At 67.1% G+C, this 17,556-nt stretch carries 13 protein-coding genes; 8 read left to right on the top strand and 5 right to left on the bottom strand.

Translation table 11 applies throughout. The features are described from left to right. Positions 1-2: 2 nt before the first annotated feature. The 3 genes from mnmC (at position 3) to LNV23_RS11605 (ending at position 6,483) form a co-directional block, all read left to right on the top strand. Complete coding sequence (mnmC, locus tag LNV23_RS11615; RefSeq protein ID WP_263563126.1) at positions 3-1,964, top strand: bifunctional tRNA (5-methylaminomethyl-2-thiouridine)(34)-methyltransferase MnmC2/FAD-dependent 5-carboxymethylaminomethyl-2-thiouridine(34) oxidoreductase MnmC1; 1,962 nt, start codon at positions 3-5, stop codon at positions 1,962-1,964. Between the two features lie 170 nt (positions 1,965-2,134). Beyond that, the gene (locus tag LNV23_RS11610; protein WP_263563125.1) at positions 2,135-4,264 is read left to right on the top strand and encodes a sensor histidine kinase; all 2,130 of its coding nucleotides are present in this window, start codon (positions 2,135-2,137) and stop codon (positions 4,262-4,264) included. 8 nt (positions 4,265-4,272) lie between these two features. Then, positions 4,273-6,483, top strand: coding sequence for a sensor histidine kinase (locus LNV23_RS11605; RefSeq protein WP_263563124.1), 2,211 nt, complete (start codon positions 4,273-4,275; stop codon positions 6,481-6,483). Here LNV23_RS11605 and rpiA read toward each other — a convergent pair. Beyond that, complete coding sequence (gene rpiA / locus LNV23_RS11600; protein ID WP_263563123.1) at positions 6,470-7,132, bottom strand: ribose-5-phosphate isomerase RpiA; 663 nt, start codon at positions 7,130-7,132, stop codon at positions 6,470-6,472. The genes LNV23_RS11605 and rpiA overlap by 14 nt on opposite strands. Positions 7,133-7,400: 268 nt before the next feature. Between rpiA and LNV23_RS11595 the strand changes: the two genes are divergently transcribed. After that, positions 7,401-7,784, top strand: coding sequence for a hypothetical protein (locus LNV23_RS11595; protein WP_263520474.1), 384 nt, complete (start codon positions 7,401-7,403; stop codon positions 7,782-7,784). A gap of 106 nt (positions 7,785-7,890) precedes the next feature. On the opposite strand, the gene LNV23_RS11590 is transcribed toward LNV23_RS11595, so the two are convergent. From LNV23_RS11590 to LNV23_RS11575, 4 genes are all read right to left on the bottom strand, one after another. Continuing rightward, complete coding sequence (locus LNV23_RS11590; protein WP_263563122.1) at positions 7,891-9,480, bottom strand: carotenoid oxygenase family protein; 1,590 nt, start codon at positions 9,478-9,480, stop codon at positions 7,891-7,893. A 32-nt stretch (positions 9,481-9,512) separates the two neighbouring features. Continuing rightward, complete coding sequence (locus tag LNV23_RS11585; protein WP_263563121.1) at positions 9,513-10,022, bottom strand: DUF2141 domain-containing protein; 510 nt, start codon at positions 10,020-10,022, stop codon at positions 9,513-9,515. 226 nt (positions 10,023-10,248) lie between these two features. Continuing rightward, complete coding sequence (locus LNV23_RS11580) at positions 10,249-11,385, bottom strand: 3-deoxy-7-phosphoheptulonate synthase (RefSeq protein ID WP_263563120.1); 1,137 nt, start codon at positions 11,383-11,385, stop codon at positions 10,249-10,251. Positions 11,386-11,429: 44 nt separating this feature from the next. Further along, on the bottom strand, positions 11,430-12,419 hold the full coding sequence (locus tag LNV23_RS11575) for a DMT family transporter (RefSeq protein ID WP_263563119.1): 990 nt from the start codon (positions 12,417-12,419) through the stop codon (positions 11,430-11,432). Positions 12,420-12,568: 149 nt separating this feature from the next. On the opposite strand from LNV23_RS11575, the gene LNV23_RS11570 reads away from it, so the two are divergent. The 4 genes from LNV23_RS11570 (at position 12,569) to LNV23_RS11555 (ending at position 17,472) form a co-directional block, all read left to right on the top strand. Next, positions 12,569-13,570, top strand: coding sequence for a LysR family transcriptional regulator (locus LNV23_RS11570; protein ID WP_263563118.1), 1,002 nt, complete (start codon positions 12,569-12,571; stop codon positions 13,568-13,570). Positions 13,571-13,629: 59 nt separating this feature from the next. Continuing rightward, positions 13,630-14,670, top strand: a complete 1,041-nt coding sequence (locus LNV23_RS11565) for a quinone-dependent dihydroorotate dehydrogenase (RefSeq protein ID WP_263563117.1) — start codon at positions 13,630-13,632, stop codon at positions 14,668-14,670. A 13-nt stretch (positions 14,671-14,683) separates the two neighbouring features. Beyond that, positions 14,684-15,145 (top strand): CYTH domain-containing protein, encoded by a 462-nt coding sequence (locus LNV23_RS11560; protein WP_263563116.1) that lies wholly within the window; start codon positions 14,684-14,686, stop codon positions 15,143-15,145. Between the two features lie 185 nt (positions 15,146-15,330). Further along, positions 15,331-17,472, top strand: a complete 2,142-nt coding sequence (locus LNV23_RS11555) for a M64 family metallopeptidase (RefSeq protein WP_263563115.1) — start codon at positions 15,331-15,333, stop codon at positions 17,470-17,472. The last annotated feature ends 84 nt before the right edge of the window (positions 17,473-17,556 follow it).

Genomic DNA, 17,556 nt, shown 5'->3' with positions numbered 1-17,556 from the left:
CGATGTCGATCCGAAACAAGAAGCTCGTCACACTGACACCCGCCCGCATCGACTTCGCCGACCCCAGCGCACCGCTGGCGCCGGACTTCGGCGATGTCTATCACAGCCGCGCCGGCGCCCTGGCCCAGGCCCGGCATGTCTTTCTTGGCGCCAATGGCCTGCCCGGCCGTTGGGCCGGGCGCGAAGAGTTCGTGATCCTGGAGACCGGCTTCGGTCTGGGCAACAACTTCCTGGCCACCTGGGAGGCCTGGCGCCAAGACCCGCAGCGCTGCGAGCGCCTGGTCTTCATCAGCATCGAGAAGCACCCTTTGCTGCGCGCCGACCTGGCACGTGCCCATGCACAGACTGAGCTGCCCGAGCAGGCGGCGGCGCTGCTGGCCGCCTGGCCCCCGCTGACGCCCGATCTGCATCGCCTCAGCTTCGAGCAAGGCAAGGTGCAGCTGCTGCTGTGCTTCGGGGACGCCCAGCACTGGCTGCGCGAACTGGTGGCCGAGGTCGATGCCTTTTACCTCGACGGTTTCAACCCGCAGCAGAACCCGGAGATGTGGGACCGCCACCTGCTCAAGGCTCTGGGCCGCCATGCAGCCCCTGGCGCCACAGCCGGCAGCTGGAGCGTGGCGCCGCAGGTGCGCGAGGGCCTGGCGGCGGCCGGTTTCGAAGTCGAGCGTCAGCGCGGCTTTGCCAACAAGGGTGGCATGTGCGTGGCCCGCTACCTGCCGCGCCATCAGCTGCAGAAGCCGGCCGCCAGAGCGGCTCTGGCGCCGGGCGCGCGCACGGCCCTGGTGTTGGGTGCCGGTCTGGCCGGTGCAGCCTGCGCCTGGGCCTTGGCGCAGCGCGGCATCGCGTGCACGGTGATCGATGAGCATGGCGGGCCGGCCCAGGCCAGCTCGGGCAACCCGGCCGGCTTGTTCCACGGCACGCTGAACCCCGACGACGGCGTCCACGCCCGCTTCAACCGCGCCGCTGCCTTGGAGACCGAGCGGGTGCTGCGCAGCCTGCCCGATTTGCCCTGGCTGCAACGCGGCCTGCTGCGCGTCGAGAGCGAACGTGATGCCGTGCAGATGCAGGCCTTGATCGAGCGATTGAGCCTGCCGCCCGACTACGTCCAGGCACTGGATGCAACACAGGCGCAAGCGCTCAGCGGCTTGGCCCTGGCCCGGCCGGCTTGGTTCTACCCCGGCGGTGGCGCCTTGCCGCCGGCCGCCTATGTCGCAGCCCTGCTGGCCCACAGCCGCGCGGCTCTGCGCTGGCACAGCCCGGTGCAGCGCCTCAGCCAGGGCACGGATGCCGGCTGGCAGGCTTGGGGGGCGGACGGGCAATTGCTCGGCGAGGCCCCGCTGCTGGTGTTGGCGGGCGGCCACCGGGCGCAGGCCTTGCTGCAAGAAATGGCCCCGGATCTGCCGCTGCTGCGACTGCGCGGCCAGCTCAGCCATGTGGCCGAGGGCGGGCCCCGCCCGCTGCGACCGGTGGCCGGGCAAGGCTATGCCATCGCTGACCCTGACAAGGGCTTCTGGTGCGGCGCCACCAGCCAAGAAAACGACCCGGAGGCCGAGTTGAGGGTCGCCGACCATGAACACAACCTGAGCCAGTTCGCCGACCTGTCCGGCTTGGGCCCGACTCAAGCCGAGAGCCTGCAAGCCAGCGGCGGCCGCGTGGGCTGGCGCCTGGCCACGCCGGACCGCCTGCCACTGGTCGGTGGTCTGACACGGCTGGCAATGACCGAGTCGGCCGAAGAGGCAGCCAGCCGCCTGCCGGACCAGCTCCGCTTCATGCCGCGCCGGCCCGGCTTGGCGGTCTGCATGGGCCTGGGCTCGCGTGGCATCGCTTGGGCGGCCTTGTGCGCGCAAGTCCTGGCAGCCCAAGCGACAGGGGCTCCGGTGTCGCTGCCAGCCAGCCTGATCGATGCCATCGACCCGGCGCGCTTCCTGCTACGCCGACATAGACAGGGTCGCAGCGCGGGCTGAACGCAGGGCCGGGCGCACCGAATGCCCTCGATGAGCGCCGATGCGACAAAAGCTGCACAGTTTTCGCAAACCGTCGGCTGCGCGACACGCGAGGCGGCACGCCCTCGCTTAGCATCGATCCCAGCGCCTTGGCTTGCTGCGGGCGCCAGCCGTTCACTCCCCAGGCCGACATGAGCGACAGCGACCGCCTTGGCATGCCCAACCCCGCGCCCCTGAGCGAGGGCTGCGCCATCGCCCAGACGCTGGAGCAGGCGCGGGGCCATGCCACCAGCTTCGAACAGTCCTTTTTTTCCGACCGCCTGAGCCTGCTGCAGGGCCAGGTCTTGACGGCCGAGCAAGCGCTGGAGCTCGAGGCTTTCCGCGTACTCGCTCTCGCGACAGCGCCCGAGGTCGAGGCCCAGGACCTGCTGCTCAAGGGCCGAGATTTGCTCGGCTTGGCCCAGACCCACGGCTTCAAACTGGCCGAAGCGGCCTGCTGGCGCGCCATTCAGTGGGTGCAGACGCGACTCAAGTTGCACCATGCTGCCCTGGAAAGCGTCGCCCACGCGATGGACTTGTACGAGCAGGCCGAGCGCCTCGATTTGGCGCAGCTGATGCGCGTGGCGCGCTGCCCCGTGCTTTTCATGGCCGAGATGTACCCGGAACTGCGCCAAACCAGCGCAGAGCTGCTGGAGCAGCATGCCGAGCTGCCACCGCCCCTGCGTCAGCTGGTGCTCAACAATGCCGCCTCGGCTGCCTACTACCTTGCCAATGAAGAGGTCGACCCCGGCCAGGCGCGCTGTTTCTGGGAGGAATGCCTGGCACTCCATCAGGAAAGCCTGCGTCTGACCCAGGCCCATGGCCTGGCCTATGCCGAGCTGGTGGCCCACCTGAACTTGGCCGTGGTGCATGCCACCCTGGGTCACGGCAGCGCCTGCCGAGAACACTTGAGCCAGCTCCATGCCCAAGCCGGCGCCGGCCCGCTGCAACAAGCGTCCTGGCTGCTCTGGGAGCGACTATGCGGCGTATTGCTTCGCTGCCGTGAAGGCAGCCGCGATGAAGCTTGGCATGCGCTGCTGGCGCTCGACGCCGAGCTGGCCAAGGCGCCGGTAGTCAGTGTCGGCCACCGCGACGCCGTGCTCCACGCCTTGCGCTATTTCGGTGAGCGCTGGGGCTTCATGGACCAGGCCTTGCGTGCCAGCCTGACCCAGCTGCAACAGGAACGCGAACGCAAGCGAGAGATGTCACGTGCACTCGGTGAGACCGTCCATGCCGTGATGGAGCGGCCGCGCCTGCTGCAGGCGAATGAGCTGCTGAGCCGCCACGGCAGCGAGCTGGAGCAGTCGCTCGCACAGCGCAACCAGGAGCTCAGCCATGCCCTGGCCAAGGTGCAGGCCGAGGCCAGCATCCGCGCTGCGGCAGAAGCAGCCCTGAAGCGTGCCCATGATGATCTGGAAGCCCAAGTGCAGCAGCGCACGGCCGAGTTGGAAGTCGCCCTGCGCACCTTGATGCAGCAAGAAAAACAGCTGGCGCTCTCGCGCATGGTGGTCGGCGTGGCACATGAAATGAATACCCCGCTGGGCAATGCCCGCATGGCTGCCAGCACCATGCAGGACCAATGCCAGGCCCTGCGCCAGCAGGCCCGCGATGGTCAGCTGCGACGCAGCGATTTGGACCAAAGCCTCGCACGCCTGCAAGAAGGCAGCGCCATGGTGGACCGCGGCCTGGCGCGCGCCGCCCAGCTGGTCGAACGCTTCAAGGCCCTGGCCATCAGCCAGCATCAGGAGGTCACCCAGGACTTCGATCTGGCAGCCCAGCTGCGTGACTGGGTCGAGGTTTGGCGCGGCCGGTTGCCGGGCGCTGGTTTTCAGCTGGAGCTCTGCGGCCTGCCGCCCGCCCTGCCCTGGCACGGTCATCGGCGCGCCCTGCACGAAGTGCTGGAGCAGCTCTTTGACAACAGCATTCAGCATGCTTGGTCGGGACGCAGCGCTGGCCGCATCGTGGTCAAGCTGGGCCTCAAGTCGGGCGAGCCCCTGCTCGGCTTGGATTGGCAAGACGACGGGCCGGGCATTCCCTCCGAGCATCTGCCCCATGTGCTGGAGCCCTTCTTCAGCGCCCGGCTCGGCCAGGGCGGCAGCGGCCTGGGCCTGAGCACCGCGCACAGCCTGGTCTGCGCCCTGATGGGAGGCCGCATGGCCGTGCACAGCGAAGCAGGCCAGGGATGCCGAGTGGCCATCGAACTCCCCGCCCACCCCGACTGCGCCGAAGGCGCAGCCCCGTCCCAGCAAATGCCGCTGCGCGAGTCTCAGCCCCGCATTTGAACAAAGACATGAGCAGCCACCGCAGTACCCAACCCATAAGCTCGCAGCCCCAGACCGATGAAGCGCCCCGTAGTGGCAGCGACGCGATGGGCACGGTCAGCGAACGCTTGGCCCGCTTGCGCCATGGCCTGATCGGCTGGCTGGATCTGCAGGCCAAGGAAGAGCTGCGCCTGCTGCAGACTTTGGGGACCAGCAGCGCCGAGGCGGTCGAGATCGAGGCCTACACCTTGCTGCTGGAACTGCACAACGAGCCGCAGCAGGCGCTGCTGGCCTTGCAGCGCTGCAGTGAGCTGATGAGCTTGGCCCAGGGCTTGAAGAAGCCGCTGTGTGAGGCTGCGGTCTGGCGTGTCATGCAGACACTGCAGAGCTTTCTGATGCTGCACCCGGCGGCCCTGCACAGCGTTGGCATGGCGGCCCGGCTCTACGCCGAATGTGGCGAGCCCGAGCTCGAACAGATGATGCTCGAGTCGCGCCACTATGTGCTTTTCCATGCGCAGATGTATGAGGAGCTCTACCGCTCTTGCCAGGCCCAGCTGAGCCTGCCCGGCAACCGCGAGCGCAGCTTCGGCTACCGTCTGCTCTCGGGGGCCGCCGGCGCCGCTTACAACATGGGCATACGGTGCCCGGATGCACAGGCCCGGCAGACCTGGTGGCGCGAGTCCTTGCAGCTGCACCGCGAGGCCCTGGCGCTGAGTCGGCAACAAGGCCAACGCATGATGGAGGCGATCAGCCTGCTCAATATGTGCGTGGTGCTGGCCTCGCTGGGCGAGGTCGAGGAAGCGCGCAGCGCGCTGCGCGGGGTCGACGCCTTGCCCCAAGTCGACCAGGGTCGACCCGGTTGGATGGCCTGGTACCGACTGGCGGTGGCCTTGATCCAGGTGCACAACGATTCCGCGTCGGCTGGCGCTGCCACCGCGGCCTGGGCTGGGCTGCTGGAGATCACCCGCTCGCTTCAGGACGGCGGACTCAACCATGCTGCCGCAGCGGAAGTGGCGCTGCGTACCGTGCGCATCTTGGGCCAGGAGCGCGGCCATCTGCAGGACGCACTCTGGGCCGCCGACACCTTGTTGGAACAGCAGGTGCGCAGCATGCGCGGACTGGCGCAGAACATGTCCGACACCTTGAGTGCCGTCATCGAGCGCCCCCGTCTGATGCAGGAAAAGGAACGCTTGGCCGAGCATGGCTTTGCGCTCGAAAGCTCACTGGCTCAGCGCAATGCCGAGCTGTCCTCGGCCCTGGCCAAGGTGCAGGCCGAAGCCAGCATCCGCGCCGCAGCCGAAGCGGCCCTGAAGCGGGCCCACGACGAATTGGAAGCTCAGGTGCAACAACGCACGGCCGAGCTGGAGCAGGCCATGCGGGCCCTGATGAAGCAGGAGAAGCAGCTGGCCTTGTCACGCATGGTGGCCGGCATGGCCCATGAAATGAACACGCCGCTGGGCAACGCCCGCATGGCTGCCAGTGCCATTCAAGCTCAGGGTGAAAGCTTGAGCCTCAGCATGGCGGCGGGCACGGTCAAACGCAGCCAGCTCAGCGAGCTGATCGCTGGCTTGCACAAAGGCAGTTCGCTGATGGACCGTTCCCTGCAAAGAGTGGCTGCCCTGGTGGAGCGCTTCAAGTCCCTGGACATCCAGGGCACGAGCGAGAGCGCCCAGACCTTCGATCTTTGCGCCTTGATCCAGGAGCTGAGCCTCAGCTGGCAAAACCAGCTCAAGGATGGCCAGATCCTGCTGCAGTTGGAGTTGCCGCAGGCGCTTGAGATTTACGGTCATGCCCATGCCTGCGTGCAGGTGCTGCAAGAGCTGTTTGCCAACAGCTTGAGCCACGGCCTGGCTGGCCAGCAAGAGCCGCCTCCGCGCCTGCGCCTGGCCCTAGGTATGCGCCCCGACCTGGCCCAGGGCCAAGGCCGTGAGCTGATCGAGCTGAGCTGGCATGACAACGGCGCCGGTGTCGCCGCCGAGCATCTGACTCGGGTGCTGGAGCCCTTTTTCTCCACCCGTTTGGGTCAGAGTGGTGCGGGCCTGGGCTTGTCCATGGTTCACAACCTGGTGGTTGATCTCATGGAGGGGCAGATCCAGGTCATCAGCCCGGACCGGCCGGCCGACCGGGGCACCTGTGTTCAGCTGCAATGGCCGCGTGCATTGCCTGGCCCCGACACGAGCCTCAAAGACACCCTGGCCAGCACAGCGGCCCGGCCAGGCACCTCACTCAATCAAAGCTGAGTGTCTTGACGCCTTCGCTGGTGCCAAGCAGGCAGACCGAGGCCCGGTTGCGCGCGAACACACCGACGGTCACGACACCGGGCCATTGATTGACATCGGCCTCGAAGGCCCGCGGGTCGGTGATCTGCAGGCCGGTGACATCGAGGATGTGGCAGCCGTTGTCGGTGACGACGCCAGCGCGCAGGGTGGCCACGCCGCCCTGTACGGAAAAACGCCGCGCCAGTTGCGCGGCGGCCATGGGAATCACCTCAACCGGCAGCGGGAACTTGCCCAGGGCCTGGACCAGCTTGGATTCGTCGGCGATGCAGACAAACTGCTGCGCCAGATCGGCCACGATCTTCTCGCGCGTCAGTGCGGCGCCGCCGCCCTTGATCATGTGGCCGCCATGGTCGATCTCATCAGCGCCGTCGATGTAAACGCCCAGGCTTTGCACCTCGGCGGCATCGAGCACGGGAATGCCCAGAGCCTTCATGCGCTCGGTGGAGCGCACCGAGCTGGAAACAGCACCCGCCACCTTGATCTCGCTGGCGGCCAGTGCGTCGATGAACTTGTCCACCGTCGAGCCGGTACCGACGCCGACGATGCTGCCCGGCTTCACATATTGCAGAGCGGCTTGGCCAACCAGGGTTTTGAGTTCGTCTTGGGTCATGGTGCGTCGAGGGCAAAAAGGAATGAAAAAGCGGCGCGCTTCGAGCATGCCGCAGCCGCGACATTATCGACGAGGCGCCAGCCCAACCCCGCTCGGACCGCGCCGCCCCCGTGATTGCGCTCCGCATACCCCCATGGCAAGACCCTCGAACAAATACTGTTTGCACATACAGCTGTTTGTTTATACAGTTGCCTCAGCGCTGCGACGGGACACCCGGTCTTCCGCATCTGCAGCCCGCGCCCAAACCTGAGACTCTGGAGCACTGACGATGAACCTGGCACCCCACCCCACCCCCGCGGCACAAACCCACGAAGCACAAGGCCAAGCGTCCCACCTGCCCGCCTGGGTGGCGCGCGTCGGTCAAGCGCCTCAACGCAACTTCCAAGGTAGCTTTCAAGGCAGAAACACGCCAGGCAGCCGCGCAAACGGCAAGGTCGGAGCAGGTATTGGCCGCAACCCCGTCACCCGTCTCTTGCGCCTGCTGCGCGACCCGCAGTCCTGGATCACGGCCATCGCCGTGCTCACGGTGGTGGGCCTCAGCGGCGGTGCCTTTGAGGCAGAAGAGTCCCACAGCGAACGCAGCGTCCTGCACCTGAACAGCGGCATGACCAATGACGCGGTGGTGGCCGAACTGAGCAGCAGCCAGCGCTGAAGGTTCAAAGTGAACGAGTGAATGAGTGAACAGGTGACAGGCCCACCGGCTCGATTCACGATTCACGATTCACGATTCACGATTCACGATTCACCTGTTCACCTGTTCACGCCCTCACCACCTCCCCATAGAACTTGCCGTGGAAACCGTAAGTGACCCAGTACGGCAACCACACCCGTGCCAACGGGCCGGCGCTGAGCGCCTGGGCATCGAAGACGCTGGCAAAGCTGCGCTGGCGGCGGCAGTCATAGCCCAGGCCCAGCAACCAGCCTTGCCCCTCGCCGGCCGCCCCTTGCGGCGTGCCGGGCTTGGGCACCAACACATGCTCTTCCAGCACCACCTCGGGGCCAAAGGCAAAGCGCTCGCGGCGGCCGCTGTCCAGGTCCAGATGCATGAGGCCATTGAAGCCCCAGCGCGCGCCCAGGTCCACCGCGGTCGGGTAGTAGACATGGCGGTGGCGCTGGCCCACCACGCGCGGGTCCACCACCGGAAATTCGACCGATTCGCTGCGCGACTGCAGCGTGATGCAACCCGCTGATGCGGGACTGAGTCCGGCAGCGCCCGCCGCGGCCGCCCCCATCTGCAAACGCATGAAGCGCGGCTGCGAACTCTGCGGCACCGGCCGCTCGCCGCGCATGACCTGCTGCAGCTCGGCATTGACCTGGGGCAGCGGGCGCGATTCCACATAGTCGAGGTGCAGCGTCTCGGCTCCGGCCGGGCCTTCGTCCCAGGCATTGCCGAAGTGAAAGACCAGGCTGGCCGGCATTTCGAAGACACGCCGGCGGCTGAAATCAGCCTTGTCCACCACCAGCACCCGGGTCGCGTCTTGCGCCTGCCAGCGCATCGAATCCAACATGCTCTGGCCACCGCGCAAGGCAACCATGTCCAGTTGAATCGGCGGCAGCAGAAACACCAGAAAGCGCTGCGAGACCGCGAAGTCGTGGACCATGGGCACGGGGACAGGTGAATCAAACACCTCGCTACGCAAGACCTGACCCTGGGCCGAGATCTGGTAGACCACCATGCGATCGCCGGCCGTGCCGAAGTTCCAGACCGTGCCGTCCGGCTCCACTTTGGGGTGGGCCGAAAACGGCATGCCGGCCAACTCGGGCGACCAGACCCGCGGGCCGCGGGTGGCCAGGGTCTGCGGATCCAACTCGTAGGCGCTGCCGCCTTCCCAGAGCGCATGGAGCCGGCCATTCAGCAGCAGCACGCTGGTGTTGGCCACATTGAGGCTGTCGGCATTCTGGATGGCCATGCGCGGCGGGATGGCCGTGCCAAAGGCTGGCAGCAAGAAACGCCCGGCTTCCGCCTCGGCCTTGAACTTGCGCGTCTGCACAAAGCGCGCCTTGTGCGCCACCTGGGCCCGACCGGCGCTGCCGCCAAAGGTCCAGGCCTGGACCAGACCATCGCCATCGAACCAATGGCGGTAACGCTCCTCGCCGCGCGCCATCAAGCCGGGGCCGTTGCGGAAATAGGTGCCGCGCAGGCCATCAGGCAGGCGGCCTTCGATCAGCAAGTCGCGTGCGTCCAGATCTTGGCCGCGCAAGCCCTGCAGCGGGGCCAATTCGGGCGCGGCGCTGGCGAAGGCCGGCGCCGCCAAGCCCTGAGCCAAGGCTTCTTGCACACCGCTCCAGGCCAGGCCGCCGGCCACACCGAGCTTGAGCCAGTAGCGTCTTTGCATCTTCATGTTCATGGCATCCACTCCTTGTTGCGTCCGCTGCCCAGTCACTTCAAAGACACGCTCAAGCGCGCACCGGCTTTCACCTCGAACAGCGCCGCCTCGAACTTCGGCGGGCCGAACATGCCGGTGGCATTGTTGGAAAAGGCAAAGGGTTCGGTGGGCATGCGCATGGCGTTCATGTCCAAGCGGCCATTGCTGTTGAGGTCATGGGCCACGTTCAAGGCCAGGCGGCCGGCCGGCAGAGCGCCGAGCTTGATCAGCAGGCGCCCATCTTTTTGCGAGCTGGCCTCGGCGCGCACGACGGCCACCGGTTTCTTGAGCCAGTCCTCGGGCGAGGCAAACACGCTGATCAGGATCTGGCCTTCGCTGCTGGCGATGCCGGTCAGCTCCAGCTCCATGTCGGCCGTCGCAGCGCCAGCGGCAGGCACAACATCGGCCGCCCAAGCCGGCCCGGCCGGCAGGCTCAAGGCCAGGGCCGCGCTCAGCGCGAGCCCGCAGGAAGCAAGAGACAAAAACATGCTCAGTGCATGCGGCTTGCGGTTCATCTTCTTCATGGCAGGACCTCTGGGGTTCAGTGACGATGGCTGAACTCTAGAAAGACCTGCAGCGCCGGCCCAGCGCGATGCGACCAAGCGAAGCGCTGCGGTGCCAGCGACAGCCGGCGGACGCGAAATGAAGGGCTGCGCTCCGATCCCTAGGGCCAAGCCCTGACCCGGAAAGAAAAAGGGCGACCGCTCGCGGTCGCCCCGGATCTGCTGCCGCTCAGGCTCAGGCTCAGGCTCAGCCGCGCCGTGCGCGCACTGCCGCCGCCAGTTCGCGCAGCAGTGGCTCGGTCTGCGACCAGCCCAGGCAGGCGTCGGTGATGGAGACACCGGGCAGCAGATCCTGCTTGGTCTGGCCCTCGGCCAGGTCCTGCCGGCCCGGCTGCAGATGCGACTCGATCATCACACCGGTGATGCGCTGCTCGCCGCCGGCGATCTGTGCGGCCACGTCGCGGCCGACGTCGATCTGGCGCTCGAACTTCTTGCTCGAGTTGGCATGAGAGAAGTCCACCATCACCTGCTCGCGCAGGCCGGCGCTGCGCATGGCCTCGCAAGCGGCGGCAACAGACGCTGCGTCGTAATTGGGTGCCTTGCCACCGCGCAGAATGATGTGGCAGTCGTCGTTGCCGCGGGTTTCGAAAATCGCAGCCGCGCCCATCTTGGTCATGCCCATGAAAGCATGGCTGGCGCGGGCGGCCAGCACCGCATCGCTGGCGACCTTGATGCCACCATCGGTGCCGTTCTTGAAGCCCACCGGGCAGGACAGGCCAGAAGCCAGCTGACGGTGACTCTGGCTCTCAGTCGTGCGCGCGCCGATGGCGCCCCAGGACACCAGATCACTGATGTACTGCGGCGACAGCAGGTCCAGGAACTCGGTGCCGGCCGGCAGGCCCAGCGACGTCACATCAAGCAGCAGCTTGCGCGCCAGGCGCAGGCCTTCGTTCATGTGGAAGCTGCCATCCAGGCGCGGGTCGTTGATGTAGCCCTTCCAGCCCACGGTGGTGCGCGGCTTTTCGAAGTACACGCGCATGACGATCAGCAGGTCTTTCTGCAGCTCGGCGCGCAGGTCCTTGAGCAAGCGGGCGTAGTCCATGGCCTGGTCGTGGTCATGGATGGAGCATGGGCCCACCACCACCAGCAGGCGATCGTCGCGGCCATGCAGCACATCGCTGATGTCGCGGCGCGCCTGCTCGACCAGTTGCAGCGAACTGTCCGGCGGCGGCAACTCATCCAGCAGCAGGGCCGGCGAGATCAAGGGGCGGACGGCGCCGATGCGGGTGTCGTCGGTGCGGGTGCTGTCCTGCGTGCTGGCATCGCCAGCATCGCTGCGGCGGCCGATTTCGCGGTCCTGCGCGGGGTTGTCGAGAGACTGCATGACTCAAACTCCAAGAAACATTGCGACCATTATCCGTGCAGGCCCTAAGCCTGCGTCCGCGCGGAAAAGAAGACCGCAGCCGCCGACACCGCCAGGCCAAACAAGGCCAAGGCCGGCAAGGCCTCGCCCAGCAAGACCCAGCCCATCAGCGTGGACATGGCCGGGATCAGGAAGAACAGCACCGCCACCCGGCTGGCCGAGCCGCGCCGCACCATGCTGAACATCAGGCTGAAGGCGCCGATCGAATTGACCCCGGCCAGCCACAACAGCACCCACCACAGTTGCTCGCTGCGCCACTCGACCTGCACGCCGCCCTCGACAGCTCCGGCCAGGCCCAGCATGGCCAACGCCGCCACCGTCATCTGGATCGCGCTGCCGCTGCGCAAATCCATGCCGGCGCAGAAGCGCTTCTGGTACAGCGTGCCCAGGACCAAACCCGCCAAGCCCAGCAGACCCATGCCGTAGGCCAGCTCCGCCGTGCCGCCGCCCCCCGCACCCTGCTGGCCGATAGGCTTGGCCAGCACCACCAGGCCCACACCCGCCAAACCCAGGGCCAGGCCCCAAGCCTGGCGCGGCCGGATACGTTCGGCCAGCCAGAGATGGCCACCCACCGCCGTCAGCAAGGGCATGAGCCCGATCAAGAGCGCCGCCACACCGCTGGGCAGGCCCCATCGCATGGCCTGATAGACCCCAGCGAAATGCAGCACCTGAATCAAAAGCCCCACCACGCCCAGATGCAGCCAAGCCCGCGCCGAGCGCGGCCAGGGCGCCCGGCTGAAGCCGGTGATGGCCAGCAAGATCAGGGCCGCCAGGCCAAAGCGCAGGCTGAGCAGGCTCAACGGCGCCGCATGGGCCAGGCCCAGCTTGCCCATGGGGTAGCCACTGCTCCAGAACAGGATGAAGAACCAGGGCAATGCCCGACCGGCCAGCTCGGGCCGCGCCCAACCGTCCGGCCCCACCGTCGCCCCTTGCGGCCTGCGCGGTGCGATGGGCGGCGGCTCAGCCGCAGCCGAAGGACAGGAGGAGTGCGTCACAGCATGCGGTGCTACAGAGTTCATCAGCATTCGGCGCGGGCGCCGCCCTCGTTCATTCATTCAGTCAAGAGAAGGCTCCCACTGTAGAAATCGCCGAATCAATCCACAATCCACGATAAATTCATTTCAAAGTTTCCAAAAAAGAAACAATGAAGCAAGCAGGATCGGGCGAGAAAGGGGCGAGCATGGGGCGTTTGGAAGACTTGCAAAGCTTTGTCCGCATCGTCGAGACGCGTAGCTTCTCGGCCGGCGCACGACTGGTGGGCAGCAGCAAATCGGCGCTGAGCAAACAGATCAGCCGCCTGGAGGCCGAGCTGGGCACGCGCCTGCTGCATCGCAGCACCCGCAGCCTGAGCCCCACGCCCGAAGGCCAGGCGGTGTACGAGCGCGCCCTGCGCCTGCTGGACGATGCCCAAGCCCTGGACGCCGAGTTGCGCGACCGGCGCGAACAACCGCGCGGCCTCTTGCGCCTGAGCACCTCCACCTCTTTCGGCAACCTGCAGCTGACTGCGCTCCTGGCTGGCTTTTGCCGCCAGCACCCGCAGCTGCAGGTGGTGTTGGGTTTGAATGATCGCTACCTTGACCTGGCCGAGGAAGGCTTTGATGTGGTGCTGCGCCTGACCGGCGCGCCCTCACCGGGCCTGGTGGCGCGGCGCCTGGCGCCCATCCACTACCGGCTCTGTGCCTCGCCGGCCTATCTGGCCGAGGCCGGCCGGCCCGAGACGGTGGCGGAACTGACCACGCACCGCTGCCTGCGTTTCGGCTATCTGCAAGCGCCCGAACGCTGGCGCTTTCGCCACGTCAGCAGCGGGCAAGAGGATAGCGTCGATGTGCAAGGCGCCCTGCGTTTTGAGAGCGGCCTGACCGTGAACAGCAGCGAATCGCTGCGCGTGGCCACCCTGGCGGGATTGGGCATCGCCGTGCTGCCCAGCTATGCCGTGGGCGGCGATCTGCGCGAGGGCCGGCTGGTGCAGCTCCTGCCCGACTGGCGGCCGATCAGCGGCATTGCCGAGGCCAACACTCTCTATGCCGTCTACCTGCCCAACCGCCAGCCCAGCACCAAGGTGCGGGCCTTGATTGACTACCTGCTGGAGCAGTTGGGCGAGCTGCCACCCTGGGACCGCGAGCCCGCCCCCCAGCCAGCCACCTAGGCTGCGCAGCTCAAAGCTGCGCACGGGGCGAGGTCGGGCCAATGCGACAATTCCCCGCTATGCCTCTGATCCCCTACGCCCTCACCCGCCCTTTTCTGTTCGGCCTGGACCCCGAACATGCCCATGAGCTGACGCTGGGCGCCATCGCCCGGCTGCAGAACACACCGGCGCAATGCCTGTGGTCGCAGCCCCGCATCGCCGATCCGATCGAGCTGGCCGGGCTGAAGTTCCCCAACCGCATCGGCCTGGCCGCTGGCCTGGACAAGAACGGCCGCTGCATCGACGGCCTGGGCGCCATGGGTTTCGGCTTCATCGAGGTGGGCACAGTCACGCCCAAGGGTCAGCCCGGCAATGACAAGCCGCGCATGTTCCGCCTGCCCGAGGCCGGTGCCCTGATCAACCGTCTCGGCTTCAACAACGAAGGCCTGGCCAGTTTCCTGGCCAATGTGCAGCGCGCGCACAGCTTCCGCGCGGCCGGCGGCCTGCTGGGCCTGAATATCGGCAAGAACGCGGTCACGCCCATCGAAGACGCTGCCAGCGACTACCTGCTCGGCCTGGACGGTGTGTTCCCGCATGCCGACTACATCACCGTCAACATCTCCAGCCCCAACACCAAGAACCTGCGCGCCCTGCAAAGCGACGAAGCCCTCGACGCCCTGCTCGGCCGCCTGCAGGAACGCAAGCTGCAGCTGGAAGCGAGGGCCAAACGCCAGGTGCCCATGTTCGTCAAGATCGCGCCCGATTTGGACGAAGAGCAGGTCGCCGTGATCGCCCAAACCCTGCAGAAGAACGGCATCGACGGCGTGATCGCCACCAACACCACCATCTCGCGCGAGGCGGTCAAGGGCCTGGCGCATGCCGAGGAAACCGGTGGTCTCTCGGGCCGGCCGGTGTTCGAGGCCAGCAACCGCGTGATCCGCCTGTTGCGCTCGGCCCTGGGTGGCAACTACCCCATCATCGGCGTGGGCGGCGTGATGTGCGGCGAAGACGCTCGCGCCAAGCTGCAAGCCGGCGCTGACCTGGTGCAGATCTACACCGGTCTGATCTATCAAGGCCCGGCCCTCGTCCGCGACTGCGCAGCAGCCATGGCCCGCGTCTGAACGGGCGCAAGCCATGGCCATCGAAATCGAACGCAAATTCCTGGTCCTTGGCGAGGACTGGAAAGCCAGTGGCCCCGGTGAATTCATCAGCCAGGGCTATCTGAACCGCGACCCGGCACGCACGGTACGCGTGCGCATCAAGGGCGAACAGGCCTGGCTGACCATCAAGGGCCGCAGCGAAGGCGTGGCCCGGGCCGAGTTTGAGTACCCGGTGCCGGTGGCCGACGCGCGCGAGCTGCTGGCCCTGTGCGAAGGCCCGCGGGTCGAGAAGATCCGCCGCGAGATCCGCCACGCCGGCATGCTCTGGGAAGTGGACGAGTTCCTCGGCGACAACGCCGGCCTGGTGGTGGCCGAGATCGAACTCAGCGAGGCCGACCAGGCCTTCGAACGCCCCGACTGGCTGGGCGAGGAAGTCAGCCAGGACCCGCGCTATTTCAACTCGGCGCTCAGCAAGCTGCCCTACAGCCGCTGGTGAACCCGGCCAGGCCGGCCACGCCGACCCATCGGGTTAGTCCCGAGATGCAACGAAACCACGTTTGCATCCATTCTTTCGTTTTGGGCGCATTCCGTACAAGCCGCCCGCGCTGAGTTTCACGACCATGGCGCTCCGTCATCCCCTGGTTGGGCCACCCGCTCGACCGCAACCGATGGAGCATGCCCATGAAGCATTGGAACCCACTCTCACTCTCGATTCCTGGCGCCGCTTTGGCGCTCTTCGCCGTCACGGCACAGGCCCAAGACCTGCTGCTGCGGCTGTCCGCCGACGCCAGGCTCGGCAGCACCAGCCTCGACATCAGCCATGCCCAACGCGGCAGCTTTGCCCAGCCAGGCGCCAAGCGAACGCCGCGCGAGGGCGACCTGCTCGTGATCGGGCGCAATGCCCAAGGGCAGGAGCTGTTTCGCCGCTCGGTCGCCAACCCCAGCCGCAAGACGGCCGAGATCTTCCATGAGGACACAGGGCACATCGAGTTGTCACGCCCCCTGGCAGCACTGGGTGCGATCGAGCTGAGCATCCCAGAGCCCAGCCAGCTCGCCAGCATTGAGTTGAGCGAATACCGCAGCCAGCTGGGCCTGAGCGCAACGCCAGGCCGGCGCCTCGGCCGCCAGGAGCTGGACGCCCTGGTTCAACGCACAGAGCAGCAAAACGCCTTGGCGGCGAGCGCCGTGCCCACGGGCAGCACCCTGCTCTGGGAAAGCGGCAGCAGCGCCCAGCGCATGGACATCGTGATCATCGGCGACGGCTTCACACGGGCCGAAATGCCGGCCTGGCAAACTGCGGCCAAACGGGTGTCGGACGGCATCCTGGCGGACCCGCTGTTCGCCCGCTTCAAGGGCGCGCTGAACATCCGCCGCGTCGACATCGAGAGCGCCCAGTCGGGCGTGACCGAAGGCGGCGTGGTGCGCAACTCGGCGCTGGGCAGCCAGGTGGGCTGTTTCAATATCGCCCGCCTGGTGTGCACCGACGAGGCCAAGGTGCTGGCGGCCGTCTCGGCCGTGGCGCCCGCCAACGGCCGAGACGTGATCATCGTGCTGGTCAACAGCAGCACCTATGCCGGCGCCGCCAGCGGCAATATCGGCGGCTTCTCGCTACACCCCCAGTCGATCGAAATCGCCTTGCATGAGATCGGCCATGCCGCGCTCCAGCTGGCCGACGAATACGACAACGGAACCTGCGACACCAGCAGCGAACCCCGCGCCGCCAATGTCACCCGCGTGGCCACGCGCAGCGGGGTCAAATGGGCGCCGCTGATCGCCGCCACCACGCCGGTGCCGACCAACCCGGGCTCGGTCAGCAATGGCACGGTCGGGGTGTTCCAGGGCGCCGACTACTGCCCCAGCGGCAAGTACCGCCCGACCGAAACCTCGCGCATGCGCGCCCTGTCTAACCCTTGGCATGCCGTCAATGAGGCGCGGGCCAAGGTGGTGTTCGACAGCTACACCGGCGGCGCTGGCGACGCCCTGCCCTTGATCAGCAGCCCGCCGCGCAGCGTGACGGTCAATGCCGGCCAAAGCGCCAGCTTCAGCGTCAGCGCCAGCGGCAACGGCCTGGGCTATCAATGGCGCAAGAACGGCAGCGCCATCGCCGGCGCCACGGCCGCCAGCTACAGCTCCGGCCCCACCAGCCTCAGCGACAACGGCGCGCAGTTCACCGTGCTGGTCAGCAACAGCGCCGGCAGCGTGAGCAGCGCGGCCGCCACGCTGACGGTCAAGAGCAACGACGTCCTGCCGCCCACCATCAGCAGCCAGCCGGCCAGTGTCAGCGTTCGCCTGGGCAGCCCGGCCAGCTTCTCGGTGAGCGCGGCCGGCACCGGGCCCTTGAGCTACCAATGGCGCAGGAACGGTAGCACCATCGCCGGCGCCACAGCGGCCAGCTACTCGATCGCCGCCGCCGCCAGCGCCGACAACGGCGCGCAGTTCAGCGTCGTCGTGGCCAACAGTGCCGGCAGCGTCACCAGTGCCAACGCCACCTTGACCGTCACCGCGGACAACAGCGGCGGCAGCACCGTGAACGGCACGCTGGCGGCAGGCGCCAGCCTGACCTACCCCAGCGGCAGCCCGGGCTACCACCAAAGCAGCGCCGGGGGCAGCTTCAGCGCCACGCTCAAGGGCCCGGCCGGCGCCGACTTCGACCTCTACCTGTACAAGTGGAATGGCAGCAGCTGGGCCGTGGTCGCCAAGTCTGAAGGACCCGACGCCAACGAGGCCTTCAACTACTCAGGAACGCCGGGCTTTTACTACCTGCAGCTCCAGTCCTATGCCGGCAGCGGCACGTTCACGCTGAGCTACACCCTGCCGAAGTAAGGCCCTATTTCACTACACCCCGCCCCAACGCCCGCCCGCTGCGCTCCAAGCCGCAGCGAGGCGCCCTGGCGCGCCCTCTCGAAC

Origin of the sequence: Kinneretia sp. DJ1R-11 (genome assembly GCF_025717595.1) — a bacterium.
Classification (GTDB): Bacteria; Pseudomonadota; Gammaproteobacteria; order Burkholderiales; family Burkholderiaceae_C; genus Paucibacter_A.
This window is presented reverse-complemented; position numbering and strand designations above follow the sequence as displayed.